The organism is Thermocoleostomius sinensis A174 (assembly GCF_026802175.1).
In the GTDB taxonomy this organism is placed as follows: Bacteria; Cyanobacteriota; Cyanobacteriia; order Elainellales; family Elainellaceae; genus Thermocoleostomius; species Thermocoleostomius sinensis.
Genome location: NZ_CP113797.1, coordinates 5736311 through 5752785, shown reverse-complemented (window position 1 = coordinate 5752785; position 16475 = coordinate 5736311). Strand labels below are relative to the sequence as shown.

Genomic DNA, 16475 nt, shown 5'->3' with positions numbered 1-16475 from the left:
CCACTGAGCGCTGGGATGAGAACATTGGTTCAAATTATTTTTAGGAAAATGAAACTACCTTGCTTCCAGACTCGACTAAATTGATTGAATGGACATTGAATGACTTGAGGTATCAAGAAACTATCCATGAAACGAAGCCGAATTAAAACGTTTAGCGTGCTCGCCCTCTTGGGGTTGTTTTTGAGTTGGGCGATCGCCAGTTGCAGTCCCCAACCCTCTTCTGAGGCGGGACAATCAGCCTCCGACACTGCTGAAGTGGAATTCTGGACCATGCAACTGCAACCGGAATTCACAGATTACTTTAATGAGTTGATTGCCCAATTTGAGCGCGAAAATCCGGGTACCACCGTGCGCTGGGTCGATGTGCCGTGGGCAGACATGCAAAGCAAGATTCTTACTGCCGTGTCAGCAGGAACCGCCCCAGATGTAGTGAACCTAAACCCCGATTTTGCGGCGCAATTGGCAGGACGCAACGCTTGGCTAAACCTAGACGAACGGGTATCCGCCGCCGATCGCGAGAAATATTTGCCCAAAATTTGGCAAGCCAATACGATCGATGGGCAAAGCTTTGGGTTTCCCTGGTATTTAGATACGCACGTCACCATTTACAACCAAGAGTTGTTGCAGCAGGCGGGACTGTCGCAACCGCCCACGACCTATGAAGAATTAGCCCAAGCGGCTAGGGAAATTAGAGAAAAAACTGGAAAATATGCCTACTTTGCCACCTTTGTGCCAGAAGACTCGGCCGGTGTGCTGCAATCGTTTGTAAAAATGGGCGCACAGTTAATTGACGATGAGGGCAAAGCGGCTTTTAATACACCAGAAGGTAAAGCTGTGTTTCAGTATTGGACTGATTTGTATCAACAGGGATTGCTGCCCAGAGAAGTACTGACGCAGGGGCATCGACGGGCGATCGAACTGTATCAAGCTGGCGAAACGGCGTTTCTCTCCACAGGGCCACAGTTTCTCAAAACCATCGAGACCAATGCTCCAGCAATTGCTGATGTTTCAGCGATCGCTCCCCAAATCAGCGGTCCCACTAACAAGAAAAATGTGGCCGTGATGAATATTGTGATTCCGCGTAACACCGATCAACCCGATGCGGCGCTGAAGTTTGCCCTGTTCCTCACCAACGATGACAACCAACTTGCCTTTGCCAAAGCCGCCAATGTCTTACCCTCTACTGTGGCGGCCCTAAACGATAGCTACTTCACCAATGTGGCAGCCGATGCCCCAGCCGCAGAACAAGCGCGATTGATCAGCGCTAAGCAAATGCAGGACGCCGAAGTGTTATTGCCCACCATCAAAGACATTAAAGAATTGCAGAAGATTGTGTACGACAATCTGCAAGCAGCGATGCTGGGTGAAAAGACCGTTGAGCAAGCCGTGACCGATGCAGCGGTGGAATGGGACGAACGGTAGGGATGAAGGATGAAAGACAACAGTTTTCTTAACTTTTGCTTAACTCTGCAAGCTCCCAATCTTTCTAATCCTCAGCGCTCTGTTCCCACTGCTTCAAGCTCGTTCTAAGCCCGATCGCGCCCACTGTCCCAGGTTGGCGGCGGCTTCGTAGGTGCTTTGGAAGAAGTCCAGCAGGGCGGCATCCGGGTTGTTGGCAAGTCTGACGGCATCGTAAGGCAAAACAAATTCTTGTATTTGAGTGCTATAGTAGGCGGCGTCTGGTTGCACGAAATAGTCGGCAAATCCATCTGGGGCAGGGTAAGCGTAGGCATAGAATAACGGTTCTGTTGAGGCGCTGCCCGGCCAAAACCCGCAACTGCTGACTTCGTGCGAATAGGCTTCGCGAGTCACCCAGTCGGCCAGGTTGGGGACGCCTCCGGGGTGTTCGGGTGCAGGTCGTCCAGAGAACCGAGTTACGGCTAAGTCAAAGCTACCCCAGAAGCAATGCACCGGGCTAGACTTACCAATGAACCGCGATCGAAAGCTAGTCATTATGCGATCGGCTTGCACTAAAATGCGCCAGAACCGCTGCGCCGCATCCGCATCGTAGGCTGCATGGTGATGATCCTGCTCAAACGGAATCGGATCAGCAATTTCCTGGGGCATTGTCCAAATGCGCATCTCTATCCCCATGTCTCGCAAGCAACACATCACTTGCCGGTAAAACTCTGCAACGGACTGTGGCTCAAGGGCGATCCTCTGCATCATGCCGTCACTTGTTTCTATCTGAAGTTGGTGTGCTAAAAAATCAAAATTGATGTGAAAATTTCGCGTTTGATAGGGAATTGCCGAAGTTGTTAACCCACGAGGCGTAATATAAAGGGTCGATTGCCACCAATGATTGAGCGGCGGAGACAAAGCCAATCGAACTTTTCCAACAATCTGTGTCCACCGATGCAACGTAGCATAGGTCTCTGCCCAATCTGCATAGGATAACTGGGGCCAAATTGTATCAACATCACTGTGAACGGAAGCAGTTGTCATTCACAAACCCTCCGGCTCTTGTTTCTGGGCTTTTTATCCTTGAACGAACTCAATCAGTTTCAATCAGCTATCTCAATGCATTCAGATTAAAGTTGGTTTGATGAATTCTCCTTACGGCGACGGATCGCCTCGCGCAACGACGAACTAGCCGGACGTTTCCGAGCGATCGGACCTCGCCTAGCTAACTGAACCTCTCCAGATCTGGGATCTCTAGTAATGCGCTGGGGTGCTCTGGAACCTTGCACGGAACCATCGCCAAACCCAACGCCAGGAAATCGTTGAATCAAGCGCCGCACTGGGCGAATCGCGCTGTCTTCTTCTCGCTTTTTGGGGGGATCGTCCGATTTTTGGGCCCGCCAGAAGGCAATGATTAGCCAGACAGCGGCTCCCGCGAAACCGCCCAGCAAAATGCATAAAACGGCGGGAATTCCAACCAACCAAAGCAACAGCACAAAAATACCCCAGATGATGATGCCACCAAAAAAGCCCTCTTCCGATTCAAGTTTGTACATGCCTTGCACCAGCGTGAATGATCCTCTGCCTTAATTAAACCGCTAATTTTTCAAGTTGGCTGTGGATGTCTTGGGTTGTGTCAATTGGGCGCACATAGAGCTGCTCGGCTGGGCTAAACGGCTCCAACGACTGTTTAGCTAGCAGATCCACGGTGGCGTCGGCAATATCTCCTGTACGCTGTTGCAATCGATCGCGCAAGACTTCCAGCGGTGCATCACAGTGTAGAATTTGCAGCGGCAGTGAATGAGTTTTGGCAGCCTCTATCACCGCTGTGCGCCACAACTGTCGATCGTACTTGGCATCCAGCACCACAGTATAGCCTTGACTCGCCAACTGAAGGCCCAGATTTAACAGGCGATCGTAGGTTTTCTGGTTCCATTCCGGTGTATACCATTCGTCGCCACCGCGTTGATGCAGCGGAATTCCTGCTAGATGCTTACGCACGGCGTCCGATCGAATGTGAATGGCGCCGGTTTGCTTGGCCAACTGCCGTGCCGTGGTGGATTTACCGGAGCCAGACAGCCCGCACATCAAAAACAACCGTCCCTGACGTGGTTGGGCATAGTCCCAAGCCATCCGATAGTAGCTTGCGGCGGTGTCAAACGCTTTTTGCTTTTCGGCAGCGGGGACTCCGGGATCGTCGAGCAAAAAGGACGTGACTTTGGCCCGCACATAGGTTTGACGACTGACGTAGATTGGCAAAACTTGTAGCCCCTCCCAATCTCCTGTTTGCTCGATGTAAGCATTCAAAAAGACTGTACTAAGATCAGGACGATGCCGTGCATCTAAATCCATGACAATGTAAGCAATGTCGAACATTACATCAACAAAGCGGAACGGTTCGTTGAATTCAATGCAGTCAAACAGCAGCAGCTTGCCGTTCCAATAGCAGATGTTGCGCAGGTGCAAATCGCCGTGACATTCGCGAATCCAGTTGTTCTGCATCCGATCGACAAATAACTTTTGCTTTTCGGCAAAAAACCGATCGCAGTAAGCTTGGGTGTCGTCAAATTGTTGCTGAGTTTGTGGCCCGCCAATGTAATATTCCGTCTGCTCAAAGTTTTGATCAAACGCTTCTCGTACTTGCGCTACTTCGCCAAAGCTGCGGATGCGATCGTCGGTATACGTGTGAAGATGAAACTCAGCAATTACCCTTGCCAGTTTTTGCAGCAAGTCTTCAGTTAATTCGCCGCGATCGAACAGTTCGGTCAACAAGGTTTCTTGCGGAAATTGCTGCATCTTGACGGCATAATCTACCACTTCGCCGTCACCACCTAGTTGATAATCGAGCGTCGAGCCTGCCTTTGTTTTGGTAATGGGCAGCACTTCTAGATAAAGTTCTGCGGCGGCTCGCTGGTTTAGACGCAGTTCTTCTTCACAAAAGTGTTTGCGTTTTTCTATGGTGGAATAGTCTAAAAAACCAAAATCAACGGGCTTTTTCAGTTTGTAGGCATAGTTTCCAGTCAGCAACACATAGGACACATGCGTTTGAATCAACTGCACCGGAGCATCGGGGGACGGATAAAACTCCTCTGGTTCCAGATTGGTAGAGGGGGGAGCATGATACTCGATCGGGGGAACTGGGTGGGGATAAAATTCCGGGCGCATCATCTGCTGAATTACCGGAGGAAGCATACTGTCGGTCATGGGCTTATCTAAATAGGGGCTGACTCATCCATCGCTATATCAATTAAAAAGCCAGGGTGTGCCCCTGGCCAAAATTTCATCTAAAACTCACCAACTAGATTGGCAACCTACTCGGCTGTTTCTGTATTTGCCTCAGCCGCTTCTTCAGCTTCCAGGGCTTCAGCTTCAGCGGTTACCTGACCACCCTTGCCCAACACCGTTGCAACCACCAGTTCGCCATCTGCCACAACTTCTACATTGGCAGGCAATTTCAGTTGATTAATGTGCAACGAGTCTCCTGCATGCAGATTCGAGACATCCACCTCGATCGTATCGGGAATATTATCTGGCGAACAGGACACTTCTAGTTCTGTCAGAACCGTATCCAAAGCACCACCCTCATTTTTCACCCCAACGGGAGTGCCAACATAGTGCAGCGGCACGGTTACTTGCAGAGATTCTTGAGCACCCACCGAGAAGAAGCTGAGATGATAAATATCATCGCGCCAAGGATGGGTTTGCACTTCTCGAATCAGCGTTTTGCCCCGCCACGGTAAATCAGCAACGTTCAGATTTACTAGGGTGTTGTTCACCGAAGCTTTTTTCAGCAGCATCTGAGCCGCTTTAGCATCGACAGTAATCGCTACCGATTCATTTCCCTTGTGTCCATACAGGACAGCCGGCAACCGTCCTTCGCGACGTAGGGCATTGGGCTTGCTACCTTCGGGCCGTTTTTTGCAATCGAGCGTAAGTTCCATAGTGACTTAACTAAGTGGGTAAAAACTAAAAACTTCAAACTTCAATCTCTTGGTGGCGTAGCCCTAGCTCCGGAGTATCTTGGCTATAGAGCAATGCGCGTTTAGGACCATGAATGGGATCTTCTACAATAATGGTTTGATCGCGGCTGGCTCCCAAGGACACGATCGCAATGGGCACATCCATCAATTCTGCCAAAAACTTGAGGTAATCCAGAGCTTGGGATGGTAAATCTTCCAGCGATCGACAATCGGCTGTGGACTGTTGCCAACCGGGCAGCGTTTTGTAGATAGGACGACAACGAGCAAATCGACGGGCGCTACTAGGAAAATCCACACAGCGCTCTCCATCAAGTTCGTAGGCCACACAGACGTTAATCTCGTCCAGTTCGTCTAGCACATCTAGCTTGGTGATTGCCAAACAATCTAAGCCATTAATGCGCACGGCATAGCGACCAATAACTGCATCAAACCAGCCACAGCGTCGCTTTCGACCCGTGGTGGTACCGAACTCTGCCCCTCGATCGCACAGCAGTTGTCCTAACTCCCCATTCAATTCCGTGGGGAATGGCCCTTCGCCCACACGAGTTGTATAGGCTTTGGCAACTCCGATCACCCGATCAATAATAGTAGGCCCGACTCCAGCGCCAACACAGGCCCCGCCTGCAACTGGGTTTGACGAGGTGACATAGGGATACGTGCCGTGGTCTAAGTCCAGCAGGGTTCCCTGTGCTCCTTCAAACAAGATATTGCGACGCTTGCGTACAGCTTCAGCAATGCGTACTGAGCTATCTACCACATGCGGACGCAACCGATCAGCATAGCCCAAATACTCATCGACTACAGCTTTTGGATCGAGCGGCGGCAGATTGTAGAGCTTCTCAAGAATGACGTTTTTATACTCCACCGTCCAGCGCAACTGGTCTTTTAACTCTTCCGAGTCCATCAAATCGACAACTCGGATGCCAATTCGCTCAGACTTATCGGCATAAGTCGGGCCAATTCCTCGCTTAGTCGTGCCAATCTTGTGACTGCCGCGCCGTTCTTCCGAGGCTTGATCAATCAGACGGTGATACGGCATCGTTACATGAGCCGTTTCTGAAATCAACAAATTGCTTGTGGAGACGTTGAGTGCTTCTAGCTGATCTAACTCCTCTAATAGCACCTTCGGATCGATGACCGTCCCCGACCCAATAATGCATTCAGTTTTGGGATAAAGAATGCCCGATGGTATCAAATGAAGTTTGAACGTCTGATCCTGGACTACAACTGTATGCCCAGCGTTAACCCCCCCTTGGTAGCGAACCACAACATCAGCCGATTTGCTAAGCAGATCGGTGATTTTTCCTTTCCCTTCATCGCCCCACTGGGCACCAATCACAACAACGTTAGCCAAGATCGTTCCGGGTGCTAAAGTTCACACAAACTCTAATTATCAGCAAAGTGAGGGGAAAGTGTCAACCAGTTTTTGAGGATTGCTCGGCTAAATCCTTCCAGGCTATTCACCATTGCTCTGTTCCTCCAAATTCTGATTGCGTCTTAGCCATCCCGTCAAAATGGCCAACGCAAACGTGCCCAAGAGCGCGATCCCCAACAGGATTCTGCCCCCCTCAAAGATCCCAGCACCGATCGCCACAATCGGTGGTTTGGCAATCACGATACTCAGACTCAATGCCCCCACAAAGCTCCGCCACGACATCCGTGTTAAACCTACCGCATAGCAAACGAAGTCGAATACGCCTGTCATCAAGACGCCAGCCAGCAGGAAAAAATTGCCTTCGAGATACCGATAGCTGAGGCGATCGACTTTGCCCATGAAGCGTTGACCGACCAAACGTTGGACAATGCCTCTGCCATAGCGTTTGGCAATCAGGAAGTTCGTCGTGCAAGCAATGAAATCAGCGATTGCAATTATTACTAATCCTTCCACAAATCCAAAAAGGGTGCCTGCCAGAATCGAATAGGCAGTTCCGGGCAAAGCGGGAATTACGATGCTGGTTAACCGCAGCAGCAACACAATTAGCGGTGCCCAGAAGCCGAGTTGATCCACATTGGCTCGCACTTGGTCAATGCCTACTTGATTGACCAGCCAGAAGGTGAGAACCATCAACAAACCAATCAAGCTCAGTTCAGCAATTTTGATCAGCGTTGGTTTCATAGAGTCACTCGACTAGTCCTTGAACTGAGTTTCAGGTGGATAGTAACGCTCATCTCGCAAAATCCAGCCAGTTTGTTGTTGCAAATAGGCATGGGTGCTGAGTCCCAATTGTCGAGCGAACTGAGCCACGCTCTTATAGTTCAGTCCTAGACGATCGCACAGTTCTCGTTGTCGTAGTCCTTTAGTGTTCATTGAGTTTAGAAGATGGTTGAGGAAACAGTTGAGGATAAATGACGGACAGCAATTGATTAAGCATGAGACGAATCATTCGTGTACCGTTGCCAGAGTGCCAGAATTGCTCGACCTCGTAGACTTGATGAGTTTGCATGGCTTTTAATTGCTTCCACAGCGGATGCTTAGCAAGCTGCTGGGAGAGAGGAGCACCAGAAGGCGGATAGGTTTGCACAAAGATGATATCCCGATTACCCTGAAGGATGCGATCGAGGGAAACATTCATCAAACCAGGTTCTATTCTGTTTCCCGTAGGTTCAGTCCAGAGATAATGAGCTAGTTCTTGCAGCCAACTACCCATCGTTCCAACATTTGTCTCAACAATGAATCGACGGGAAAGCGAATTCAGCATAGAGCCGCCCATCATTAACACGGTCTTTTTGGGATGGGCTGTAAATGATTGTGCGGTAGGTCTGAAGCTGTGATTCGAGTTGCTGAATCGCGGTTTCTGCTTCGGTAATACGTCCGGTTAGTTGAGCCACATCACGTAATCGGGCTAACGCAGGATTATATCCACTGCCGCTCATCAGATAGGTTGGGGCCATTTGCCGCAGCCAGTGCTGGTAAAACCGATAGGGAAATCGCCATCCCAAGATCAAATCCGGTTGAAGCTGGCGAATGGTCTTTAAATTGGGCAACATCCAGAAACCGATAGCGGTAAACTGCTGGGCGCGATCGCCATAAGATTCGGGATAATCGGCAATGCCTTGGGAGAGATAGCCCACAGATGCTAAACCGAGTTCTGCAAGAATATCAATGCCAGTTGCAGTGAAACAGACAATTCGTTCTGCGGGTTGGTTTAATCGAATTTCTGTCCCTGTTGCGTCTGTGGCTCGATACAATTCCCCTGTTGTAGCTGTCATGTTTTTCGATACCTCCACATGACTAAACCTGTGATAAACAGCGCCGTTGGGGACAGTCCCACAAACACGTATAGAATTCGGGTCGGCAACCCACCAAAAGTGCCATAGTGCAGCGGTCCAAATTGATTCAGAATTGCATCTGCCCGAGATGGATTCAGCCCGTCATTGATCTGAAGTACCTCGCCGCTAAATTGGTCCAGATACACCTGCGTTTGCCCATACCTGTCTTTCTCCTGGGCCTGCTTCTTGCCAACTCGAAAGGGGTCCTCTGGTTCACTGGGAAACACCACATAAGTCATCGCGGCTTCAGGCATGGCTGCTTCTGCTCGTTGCACCAGATTGCCAAGCGGCAACGGTGATTGACCGGGAATGGAGCGAGAGGAGAGATCGGCAGGTTTGGGGGTGAGCGTCACCGCATGGATAGCATCGGTCACTCGCGCCTGGGGAACATTCCAACTAAAGCCTGTGAAGCCGATCGCTGCAAGAAATAATGCGGCGATGATGCCGATGACTTTATGAAGGTCAAAGTTTATACGCTTTGGATGTGCCCGCCATTTGATTTTGAACCCAGCGATCAGCTTGCGCCAACCCGGCCAGAGAATGATGCCTGTGAGACTGAGGATGAAGGCAAAAAGGGCAACCATACCCATAATCAAGCTGCCTACTTCCCCGGCTAGCAGTGAATAGTGGAGAGCATAAATGCGACCAATCCAACTGGTTTCCCATTGGCGATCGCCCATCACCTGACCCATGTAGGGATTGACCAATACCTGCCAGTGGTGTGCGGCTGCATCCTCTAGCCACACAACGTAGGGCTGATGGGAAAGGGTTGGAAGAGTAAGGCTGCTGAGCGTGAACTCGTCAGGGATGTAGGCTGCGTTCACCGTTTCAATGACTGTTGCAATGGGGATGCGTTCTCCAGCTAAATCGACTGATCCAAACCGCTGTGCCAAAATCCAGGCATCGATTTCATGCCAGAAGACCAACACACTGCCCGTCAGTCCTGCAATGCAGAGCAACAGACCGACTCCCAGTCCCAACCAGCGATGCAGATAAAATACTGAATGGCGAATTACTTTTTTACCCATAAGTCAAAGTCAGCGTGATGATTTTGGTCGCGTTATAGTATGTGGGTTCCTGTCTGCAATCGCACAATTCGACTAGAGTTTTTGAATAAGGCTAATGGAATAAACGGAAACAATTGCGCTACCATGCGCCAAACGATTGGTAATCGTTGCGGATAATCCAGAAACTGAGTGAGATAAAATTCTTCCTGTTTGCGGATAATGTTTGGACTCCAGGTTTCCAAGGCTTTAGAATCATCGATTCCCCACTGAAATTCAGCGCTGGTCTTCGAGACGGTATCATGCTGTTTCGTGCCTCGAGCAAGCTTGCGACTGATAACATCAAACAGCACCTCAACAGGAGCAAAGCGATCGCCAATTTGCAGCAATAAAGCCCTGTTATCCGCTTCTGATAAATACATAGACACCCCTTCGTAGAGAATCATCATCGGCTGGTTGGGCGATCGCTGTATGTCATCCATCCAGCTAAAGTCGAGAATAGATTTGTCAACAAACCGATGACGGTCAGTTTCCTGAAATAACTTACGCCGCAGGTCGATCACCTCTGGAAAATCAACCTCGTACCAGCGCACTTCGCCATTGTCTAACCGAGAAAATCGGGTACATAATCCAGCACCCAAGTTAACAATCACAGCACTAGGATGGGTTTCTAGAAAGTTCTGGACGATGCGATCGAGGATTTTCACCCGAATTACGCAACCCAACTGCGATCCCCAGCCTTGCTCGTATTTACTGAAGTCGTAATCCAGGTGTTCGATAATCTCAACCGCTTTGCAATCGCTCAGAATTGACTCTGAACGCTGGGCTTCGATCGCACGCGCATACAGCGTAATCATGAGGGTTTCAGTGACACCTGTAAGCTGATCGGTCGATTCTCGCAGTTGCATGGCGGCAGGTTCCTGATTGAGTGTCGTCGTGGTAGATTATTGCAAATAATTATCATTTAGGCAAGGACTGCGTTTTAGCCAGCGACATGAGCTTCACTTTCAATACCGCAACTAGCATGAGCGATGGAGCAGGATTCCGCAACTTATCCTGAGACTCTCAAATGTTCAATTGTTGATAATTCTGAATAGTTATTCTTGAACAGTTATTTAGCAGCCAGGAGCAAATTGTGCGAGTGCCTAGATTCCCAGCAGAGGTAGTTTGATGGATAATAGTGGTGTTTCAAATATTTCACAATTTTGAAGTAGGAATAATTATTTTTTTGCACCCTTCGTATTCTCAATTCCTTGCAAAAGACTCCTTCCAATTATTCCTGAATCATTCCTCGCTTTGCTCGTTTTGCATAGGCTTTCACTGTTTCATACGGCATCTGCAAATCTTCTGCGATCGTCTTCAAAGATTCTCCAAGTTCTCGCCGGGCTTGAATCGTCGCTAAGGTTTCTGCAATCTGACTGGCTCGATCGCCCCCTGTACGATGCCGTTGAGCAATAAACAATTCGGTTAACTCCGCAATGCGATCAAGCAGAATCGTTTGTAGAGCAGGAGGAGATTGCAATTCAGGTACTGCCCATCCTAATCGGGTTTGCCCCAAACCAAAGGTGGTTTTATGTCCTGTGCCGCAATAAGGAGCCAACTGCACCAGCGCAAACAATAATTGCTCATACTCATCATCTCGTGGTGCCTTCACTGACAGTTCCAGTTCGATCGCCCCTGTAAACGCCGTTACTGTCCCCTTTTTCCCGGCCAAAACCCGCGTTGATTCCAGCCGATGTCGCACAATCACGATCGATTCATCCACCCATTCCAAAAACTCATCTGGCTCAAACTCAATTCCTGAAAAAGTATTCCAGCGGCGCAAGTAACTATGAAATACATTGAATGGCATCGGCAATGGTAAATGTAATCCCCGACGGCGAAAGCTTGTAGGTGACGTGAAGCTAAGTGCGACTCGAAAGCGATCGGGATAGTCTGTCTCCCAGAGTTGCTCGTAGGTCATTGGCAAGTGAGTGATTTTGATGTGACGCACTTGCAACGGGGCATTCCGCAATGCAACCACTTGAGGCGGCTGTTGTATCCATTTTGCCAACCATTGTGCAATCGGATTGGATAAAGCGGTGATTGTCCATTGGTAGGTTTGCCCCGCCTTCAGTTGAAACATTCTGCCGTTGGTTTCTAAGGCTCCTTCCAGTCCAGAAATGGTAAATGCTTTCTCCGTTTGCTCATCATGCAGTTGAGTAGACAAATCTGGATCGGACTGCCGCACTTGATCGAGCAACCAAGCATGAAGCCCGATCGTGTATTGGGCATAAAGAGAGCAGGTTTGTAGTGGCTCTAGGTCTAGGGTGATACCAACCAGTTCAGTCTCCGCTGCCCAAGCTGAAGAGGAACTGAACTGCTGCTTCCGTTTGCGAGGAGATGGTGACGATGGAGCCATGTTGCAGCAGGAGGGTTTGCAATACTGATCGGAGTCCGATCATCCTAGAGCATCAACGGTCTTGCGCGGATTCTACTCCGAATCTATGTGATCATTATCTATGTGATCATTCGTCTCCAATCTTATCGCTAGTCCATTGCTCTAAACATCGATAGTCTGCTGCTGAATCCAAGCTCACGGTAGATTTCTCTTAGAGAAGTTAGGAACTTCATTCTAGAAGGCGGGTTAAGCCAAGCTGAGGTTATTGCCTGTGGTTGGATCAAACACCGCCAAATGCTCCAGATCAAATACCAGTGGCAATCGATCGCCGGGTTGAATTTGGGTTTCTGGAGCAACTTGCAAGCTAATAGTAGGAGCCGCGCCGCTAGTTTCCATCGGCAGCACGGTGCGCACCAAAATCTCTCGTCCTAACGGTTCCACCACCATCACTGTTGCCATGAGCGGTCGCTCGCTCGATTCTGCCAAATGTACATGTTCAGGACGAATGCCCAAGTTGAACCGCTGCGCCGTTGAAGATTGGCTAACTGTTGATGACAATTGCTTCCGCAGCCGATCGGGGCAGGGAATTGCTTGTCCTTCAACCTGAAACTGTCCGTCTTGATAGACCGCTGACAAGACATTCATCGGTGGGCTACCCAGAAACGTTGCCACCATCTGATTGGCAGGTCGAGCATAAATTGTTTGCGGCGAGCCAATTTGCTGGATTCTGCCCTGATCTAGCACCACAATTTGATCGGCCAGCGTCATCGCTTCCACCTGGTCGTGCGTTACATAAACCGTTGTCACACCTAAGCGCTGGTGCAGTTGTTTCAGTTCGGCGCGCGTGTCGTCCCGTAGCTGGGCATCTAGATTAGACAGTGGCTCATCCAGCAAAAATACCTGTGGTTGGCGAGCAATAGCACGACCCAACGCTACCCGCTGCTGCTGCCCTCCCGAAAGTTGCTTCGGCTTGCGATCGAGCAAATGGGCAATATTCAGCGATTGCGCCACCGTCTCAATCCGCGCTTTGATCGTTTTGGCATCGGTTTTGCGCATCCGTAGCCCAAACGCCAAATTTTCAGCCACCGTCATATGGGGATACAGAGCATAGTTCTGGAACACCATTGCCACATCGCGTTCGCGGGCCGGTACTTGATTTACCAACCGATCGCCAATGTACAAATTGCCCGACGTAGCCGTTTCAAGACCTGCGATCGTTCGCAAAATCGTAGACTTCCCGCAACCAGACGGCCCCACCAACACCCAAAATTCCCCATCAGGAACCTCAAACGTGATGTCCTCGATCGCCACTACCGACCCATACCGACGCTCAATTGCATCCAAATAAATCCGTGCCACAACCTTGTTTCCTTTTCCTACTCCCGACTCCCGATTCCCGACTCCCCATTCCCCACTCCCGATTCCATCAAAACATTCTCCTCACCATAGCCCCATTCAATATTTGGCATTTGCTCGAACGCTTGCCGCAACGAGATTTCCCACTGCTTTCGCACTTGCATTAAATAAGGATCACCCACGCGCAATCGAACCTGGTGTTTAACAAATAGACTGTTTGCTTCATACATCACCAAATCGACTGGCGGTCCCACCGAGATATTAGATCGCATTGTAGAATCGATCGACAGCAGAGCACACTTAGCCGCCGCTTCCAGTGGGGTATCAAAACTGAGGGTGCGATCGAGAATGGGTTTGCCATATTTCGTCTCACCGATTTGCAAAAATGGGGTCTCTGGCGTTGCTTGAATAAAATTTCCCTGACGATAGATCATATATAGCCCCGGTGGTTCTCCCCGGACTTGTCCCCCCAGCAACAGCGTACAACTAGAATCAATCCCGTCTCTTTCTAGCCAGGGGCGGTCTTGCTCTTGGACCACACGCACCTTATTGCCGATGTAGCGAGTAATGTCATAAAGGGTTGGCAGGGTATGAATGTTCTCACTTTCCATCAGCTTCAAATCTTGCTGAATGGCATTGACGATCGCTTGTGTCATCGACAAGTTACCAGAGGCCGCTAACAGCACCACCCGCTGCCCTGGATCAGAAAAATCAAACAGCTTTTGATAGGTAGAAATATAATCAACGCCAGCATTGGTACGAGAGTCTGCACCAAATACCAGTCCATAGCGAGTAATAATGCCAAGACAATAGGTCATGCGGCAACCAAATATAATAGAAGAAAATGAAATAATGAAGATCTTTCCCAGATCTTATCTTTAAGGGTTTGCAACGTTCATGACATCGTCTGAATTCAGCACTGAATCAAAAATTAAACTCGATCAATTTTTGAAGTGGTTGGGCGTGGTTCAAACGGGTGGCGAAGCCAAGCTGCTCATTCAAGCTGGCGAAGTCCAAGTCAACGGCACGATCGAAACACGGCGCGGGCGCAAGCTGGTGAAGGGCGATCGGGTAGTTGTGATGGGAGAAACCTACACAGTTCAACAGTAGACCCTGCTTGTAGACTAGACAATGTCCCCTGAATCTAAAACTTAATTTTAAGCGCCATTTTAAGCACCTAGAGTTCAGTACAATCAGCATAGATCTTTTGGTCTTCGGGTAATTCAAACACCCCAAACACTATGATTCATCTCAGTCCTGCTGCTATTGCCGAAGTTCACCGCATTCAGTCTAAAGCAACTCATCCCAACATAGCGGTTCGGTTGAGTGTGAAGTCGGGGGGATGTGCTGACTTTTATTATGCGCTAGAGCTAGATGATGCGATCGCAACGGCCGATTACATTCAGACCTGTGATGGTTTGCAAATCGTCGTTGATGCTGACAGTTTGCCCTATGTCGATGGACTAAAAATTGACTATACCGAAGATTTGATGGGTGGTGGTTTCCGCTTCGACAACCCCAATGCTGTCAGCAATTGTGGCTGTGGCAACTCGTTTTCGGTTAACTCAGCCTAATCAGCCCAGTCTAAAAGGCAGGTTGCTAACTTCAGTTTTTCTGGATACAACAGATAACATTCCCTCTTCATCCTCCCTATCCTCGCGGTTACCTATGCAATCGGAATATGCCCAGCGTCGCGAACAGTTTATGGCAAAGATTGGCAAAGGCACGGCTGTTTTTCGCAGTGCCCCCATGGCAGTGATGCACAATGATGTGGAATATAACTTTCGCCAAGATAGCGACTTTTTTTATCTGACGGGCTTTAATGAACCAAGCGCAGTGGCGGTGCTGGCTCCTCATCATCAAGACCATCGCTTCATCTTATTTGTGCAGCCAAAGGATTTAGAGAAAGAAACCTGGACGGGCTATCGCGTGGGTGTAGACGCTGCCAAGGAGCAGTTTGCGGCAGATGCGGTATATTCCATCGACGAACTGAGTGAAAAACTACCACAATATCTAGAAAAAGCCGATCGCATTTACTATCACCTAGGGCGCGACAAAGCATTCAACGAAACGATCTTGAAACATTGGCAACGATTGCTAGCAATTTATCCTAAGAAAGGCATTGGACCCACAGCGATCGAAGATCCGGCTCCGCTGTTGCACCCTATGCGGCAAATCAAAAGCACTATTGAGCTAGAACGAATGCGTAAAGCCGCCGACATTGCCGCCGAAGCCCACAATCGCGCTCGTGCGTTCGCCCAACCCGGACGATTTGAATACGAAGTACAAGCGGAAATTGAACATACCTTTCGCCTCCGGGGAGCCATGGGTCCAGCCTATCCGTCGATCGTAGCGTCGGGAGCCAACGCTTGCGTGCTGCACTACACGGAAAACACGCGCCAGATGCAAGACGGCGAGCTATTGCTAATTGATGCAGGTTGTGCCTACGACTATTACAACTCAGACATCACCCGTACCTTCCCGGTGGGTGGAGCCTTCACGTCAGAGCAACAGGCGATCTATGAAATTGTTCTAGAGGCGCAATTGCAGGCGATCGCACACGTCCATCCCGGCAATCCTTATAATCAGGTGCATGACACCGCCGTGCGCGTGATTGTCCAAGGCTTGCTCGATCTGGGCTTGCTGTGTGGAGACATGGACGAAATTATCAAAGACGAGAAATACAAGCCCTTCTACATGCATCGGACAGGACATTGGTTGGGGTTAGACGTGCACGATGTTGGAGTCTATCAACACGGCGAAACACCCCACACGCTAGAGCCAGGGCAGGTCTTGACCGTGGAGCCAGGAATTTACATTTCGCCCTACATTAAACCCGCTGAAGGACAACCAGAAATTGATCCACGCTGGCACGGCATTGGAGTTCGCATTGAGGACGATGTGCTGGTGACATCAACAGGTCACGAGATCTTGACAGCCGCTGTTCCCAAGAGAGTAGATGAGATCCAACGATCGTTACGATCGTAAGGCTGTACTTAAATAGTCCTACCTTAAACAGACTTCTATCAGAACGTGGGCAAATTGGCAAAATGGAGAGGCACCTCTTCGATCGAAGCACCGTCT

18 protein-coding genes are annotated in these 16475 nt (G+C 49.5%); 4 read left to right on the top strand and 14 right to left on the bottom strand.

Annotated features, from left to right (window positions below; all coding sequences use genetic code 11):
• The first annotated feature begins 126 nt into the window (after window positions 1-126).
• Window positions 127-1422: an ABC transporter substrate-binding protein gene (locus tag OXH18_RS24920; RefSeq protein WP_268610254.1), complete on the top strand. Its 1296-nt coding sequence runs from the start codon at window positions 127-129 to the stop codon at window positions 1420-1422.
• A 93-nt stretch (window positions 1423-1515) separates the two neighbouring features.
• Here the strand turns inward: OXH18_RS24920 and OXH18_RS24915 are convergent, their stop codons facing one another.
• The 14 genes from OXH18_RS24915 to OXH18_RS24850 all read right to left on the bottom strand — a co-directional run bounded on the left by OXH18_RS24915 (window position 1516) and on the right by OXH18_RS24850 (window position 14209).
• The gene (locus OXH18_RS24915; RefSeq protein ID WP_268610253.1) at window positions 1516-2445 is read right to left on the bottom strand and encodes a DUF5996 family protein; all 930 of its coding nucleotides are present in this window, start codon (window positions 2443-2445) and stop codon (window positions 1516-1518) included.
• A gap of 86 nt (window positions 2446-2531) precedes the next feature.
• Complete coding sequence (locus tag OXH18_RS24910; protein WP_268610252.1) at window positions 2532-2957, bottom strand: hypothetical protein; 426 nt, start codon at window positions 2955-2957, stop codon at window positions 2532-2534.
• Window positions 2958-2991: 34 nt separating this feature from the next.
• A complete protein-coding gene (locus tag OXH18_RS24905) occupies window positions 2992-4605 on the bottom strand; it encodes a bifunctional aminoglycoside phosphotransferase/ATP-binding protein (protein WP_268610251.1) in 1614 nt (537 codons plus the stop codon).
• A 107-nt stretch (window positions 4606-4712) separates the two neighbouring features.
• Complete coding sequence (locus tag OXH18_RS24900; RefSeq protein ID WP_268610250.1) at window positions 4713-5342, bottom strand: 50S ribosomal protein L25/general stress protein Ctc; 630 nt, start codon at window positions 5340-5342, stop codon at window positions 4713-4715.
• A gap of 34 nt (window positions 5343-5376) precedes the next feature.
• Window positions 5377-6735, bottom strand: a complete 1359-nt coding sequence (locus OXH18_RS24895; RefSeq protein ID WP_268610249.1) for an adenylosuccinate synthase — start codon at window positions 6733-6735, stop codon at window positions 5377-5379.
• Between the two features lie 102 nt (window positions 6736-6837).
• The gene (locus OXH18_RS24890) at window positions 6838-7497 is read right to left on the bottom strand and encodes a TVP38/TMEM64 family protein (RefSeq protein ID WP_268610248.1); all 660 of its coding nucleotides are present in this window, start codon (window positions 7495-7497) and stop codon (window positions 6838-6840) included.
• A 12-nt stretch (window positions 7498-7509) separates the two neighbouring features.
• Window positions 7510-7689, bottom strand: coding sequence for a hypothetical protein (locus tag OXH18_RS24885; protein WP_268610246.1), 180 nt, complete (start codon window positions 7687-7689; stop codon window positions 7510-7512).
• The gene (locus tag OXH18_RS24880) at window positions 7679-8029 is read right to left on the bottom strand and encodes an ABC transporter substrate-binding protein (protein WP_268610244.1); all 351 of its coding nucleotides are present in this window, start codon (window positions 8027-8029) and stop codon (window positions 7679-7681) included. Before OXH18_RS24880 ends, OXH18_RS24885 begins: the two co-directional genes overlap by 11 nt.
• 16 nt (window positions 8030-8045) lie before the next feature.
• The gene (locus OXH18_RS24875) at window positions 8046-8591 is read right to left on the bottom strand and encodes an ABC transporter substrate-binding protein (RefSeq protein ID WP_268610243.1); all 546 of its coding nucleotides are present in this window, start codon (window positions 8589-8591) and stop codon (window positions 8046-8048) included.
• Window positions 8588-9679 carry a PepSY-associated TM helix domain-containing protein gene (locus OXH18_RS24870; RefSeq protein ID WP_268610242.1) on the bottom strand — a complete coding sequence of 364 codons (1092 nt, stop codon included), beginning with the start codon at window positions 9677-9679 and terminating at the stop codon, window positions 8588-8590. Before OXH18_RS24870 ends, OXH18_RS24875 begins: the two co-directional genes overlap by 4 nt.
• A gap of 32 nt (window positions 9680-9711) precedes the next feature.
• Window positions 9712-10563 carry a class I SAM-dependent methyltransferase gene (locus tag OXH18_RS24865; protein ID WP_268610241.1) on the bottom strand — a complete coding sequence of 284 codons (852 nt, stop codon included), beginning with the start codon at window positions 10561-10563 and terminating at the stop codon, window positions 9712-9714.
• 365 nt (window positions 10564-10928) lie between these two features.
• Window positions 10929-12056 (bottom strand): CRISPR-associated endoribonuclease Cas6, encoded by a 1128-nt coding sequence (gene cas6 / locus OXH18_RS24860; RefSeq protein ID WP_268610240.1) that lies wholly within the window; start codon window positions 12054-12056, stop codon window positions 10929-10931.
• A gap of 225 nt (window positions 12057-12281) precedes the next feature.
• Entirely contained in the window at window positions 12282-13394 is a 1113-nt protein-coding gene (locus OXH18_RS24855) for an ABC transporter ATP-binding protein (protein ID WP_268610239.1), read from the bottom strand.
• Between the two features lie 17 nt (window positions 13395-13411).
• Window positions 13412-14209, bottom strand: coding sequence for a proteasome-type protease (locus OXH18_RS24850; protein ID WP_268610238.1), 798 nt, complete (start codon window positions 14207-14209; stop codon window positions 13412-13414).
• A 79-nt stretch (window positions 14210-14288) separates the two neighbouring features.
• Here OXH18_RS24850 and OXH18_RS24845 point away from each other — a divergent pair, with 79 nt between their 5' ends.
• The 3 genes from OXH18_RS24845 (at window position 14289) to OXH18_RS24835 (ending at window position 16379) form a co-directional block, all read left to right on the top strand.
• Complete coding sequence (locus tag OXH18_RS24845; protein WP_268610237.1) at window positions 14289-14501, top strand: RNA-binding S4 domain-containing protein; 213 nt, start codon at window positions 14289-14291, stop codon at window positions 14499-14501.
• Window positions 14502-14632: 131 nt separating this feature from the next.
• Entirely contained in the window at window positions 14633-14965 is a 333-nt protein-coding gene (locus tag OXH18_RS24840) for a HesB/IscA family protein (protein WP_268610236.1), read from the top strand.
• 94 nt (window positions 14966-15059) lie between these two features.
• Window positions 15060-16379 carry an aminopeptidase P N-terminal domain-containing protein gene (locus OXH18_RS24835; RefSeq protein ID WP_268610235.1) on the top strand — a complete coding sequence of 440 codons (1320 nt, stop codon included), beginning with the start codon at window positions 15060-15062 and terminating at the stop codon, window positions 16377-16379.
• The last annotated feature ends 96 nt before the right edge of the window (window positions 16380-16475 follow it).

What these genes read in the sequence shown, in the direction of transcription:
- OXH18_RS24920 (WP_268610254.1), top strand. Translation starts at nt 127, where the DNA reads ATGAAACGAAGCCGAATTAAAACGTTTAGCGTGCTCGCCCTCTTGGGG.
- OXH18_RS24915 (WP_268610253.1), bottom strand. Translation starts at nt 2,445, where the DNA reads ATGACAACTGCTTCCGTTCACAGTGATGTTGATACAATTTGGCCCCAG.
- OXH18_RS24910 (WP_268610252.1), bottom strand. Translation starts at nt 2,957, where the DNA reads ATGTACAAACTTGAATCGGAAGAGGGCTTTTTTGGTGGCATCATCATC.
- OXH18_RS24905 (WP_268610251.1), bottom strand. Translation starts at nt 4,605, where the DNA reads ATGACCGACAGTATGCTTCCTCCGGTAATTCAGCAGATGATGCGCCCG.
- OXH18_RS24900 (WP_268610250.1), bottom strand. Translation starts at nt 5,342, where the DNA reads ATGGAACTTACGCTCGATTGCAAAAAACGGCCCGAAGGTAGCAAGCCC.
- OXH18_RS24890 (WP_268610248.1), bottom strand. Translation starts at nt 7,497, where the DNA reads ATGAAACCAACGCTGATCAAAATTGCTGAACTGAGCTTGATTGGTTTG.
- OXH18_RS24885 (WP_268610246.1), bottom strand. Translation starts at nt 7,689, where the DNA reads ATGAACACTAAAGGACTACGACAACGAGAACTGTGCGATCGTCTAGGA.
- OXH18_RS24880 (WP_268610244.1), bottom strand. Translation starts at nt 8,029, where the DNA reads ATGGGTAGTTGGCTGCAAGAACTAGCTCATTATCTCTGGACTGAACCT.
- OXH18_RS24875 (WP_268610243.1), bottom strand. Translation starts at nt 8,591, where the DNA reads ATGACAGCTACAACAGGGGAATTGTATCGAGCCACAGACGCAACAGGG.
- OXH18_RS24870 (WP_268610242.1), bottom strand. Translation starts at nt 9,679, where the DNA reads ATGGGTAAAAAAGTAATTCGCCATTCAGTATTTTATCTGCATCGCTGG.
- OXH18_RS24865 (WP_268610241.1), bottom strand. Translation starts at nt 10,563, where the DNA reads ATGCAACTGCGAGAATCGACCGATCAGCTTACAGGTGTCACTGAAACC.
- cas6 (WP_268610240.1), bottom strand. Translation starts at nt 12,056, where the DNA reads ATGGCTCCATCGTCACCATCTCCTCGCAAACGGAAGCAGCAGTTCAGT.
- OXH18_RS24850 (WP_268610238.1), bottom strand. Translation starts at nt 14,209, where the DNA reads ATGACCTATTGTCTTGGCATTATTACTCGCTATGGACTGGTATTTGGT.
- OXH18_RS24845 (WP_268610237.1), top strand. Translation starts at nt 14,289, where the DNA reads ATGACATCGTCTGAATTCAGCACTGAATCAAAAATTAAACTCGATCAA.
- OXH18_RS24840 (WP_268610236.1), top strand. Translation starts at nt 14,633, where the DNA reads ATGATTCATCTCAGTCCTGCTGCTATTGCCGAAGTTCACCGCATTCAG.
- OXH18_RS24835 (WP_268610235.1), top strand. Translation starts at nt 15,060, where the DNA reads ATGCAATCGGAATATGCCCAGCGTCGCGAACAGTTTATGGCAAAGATT.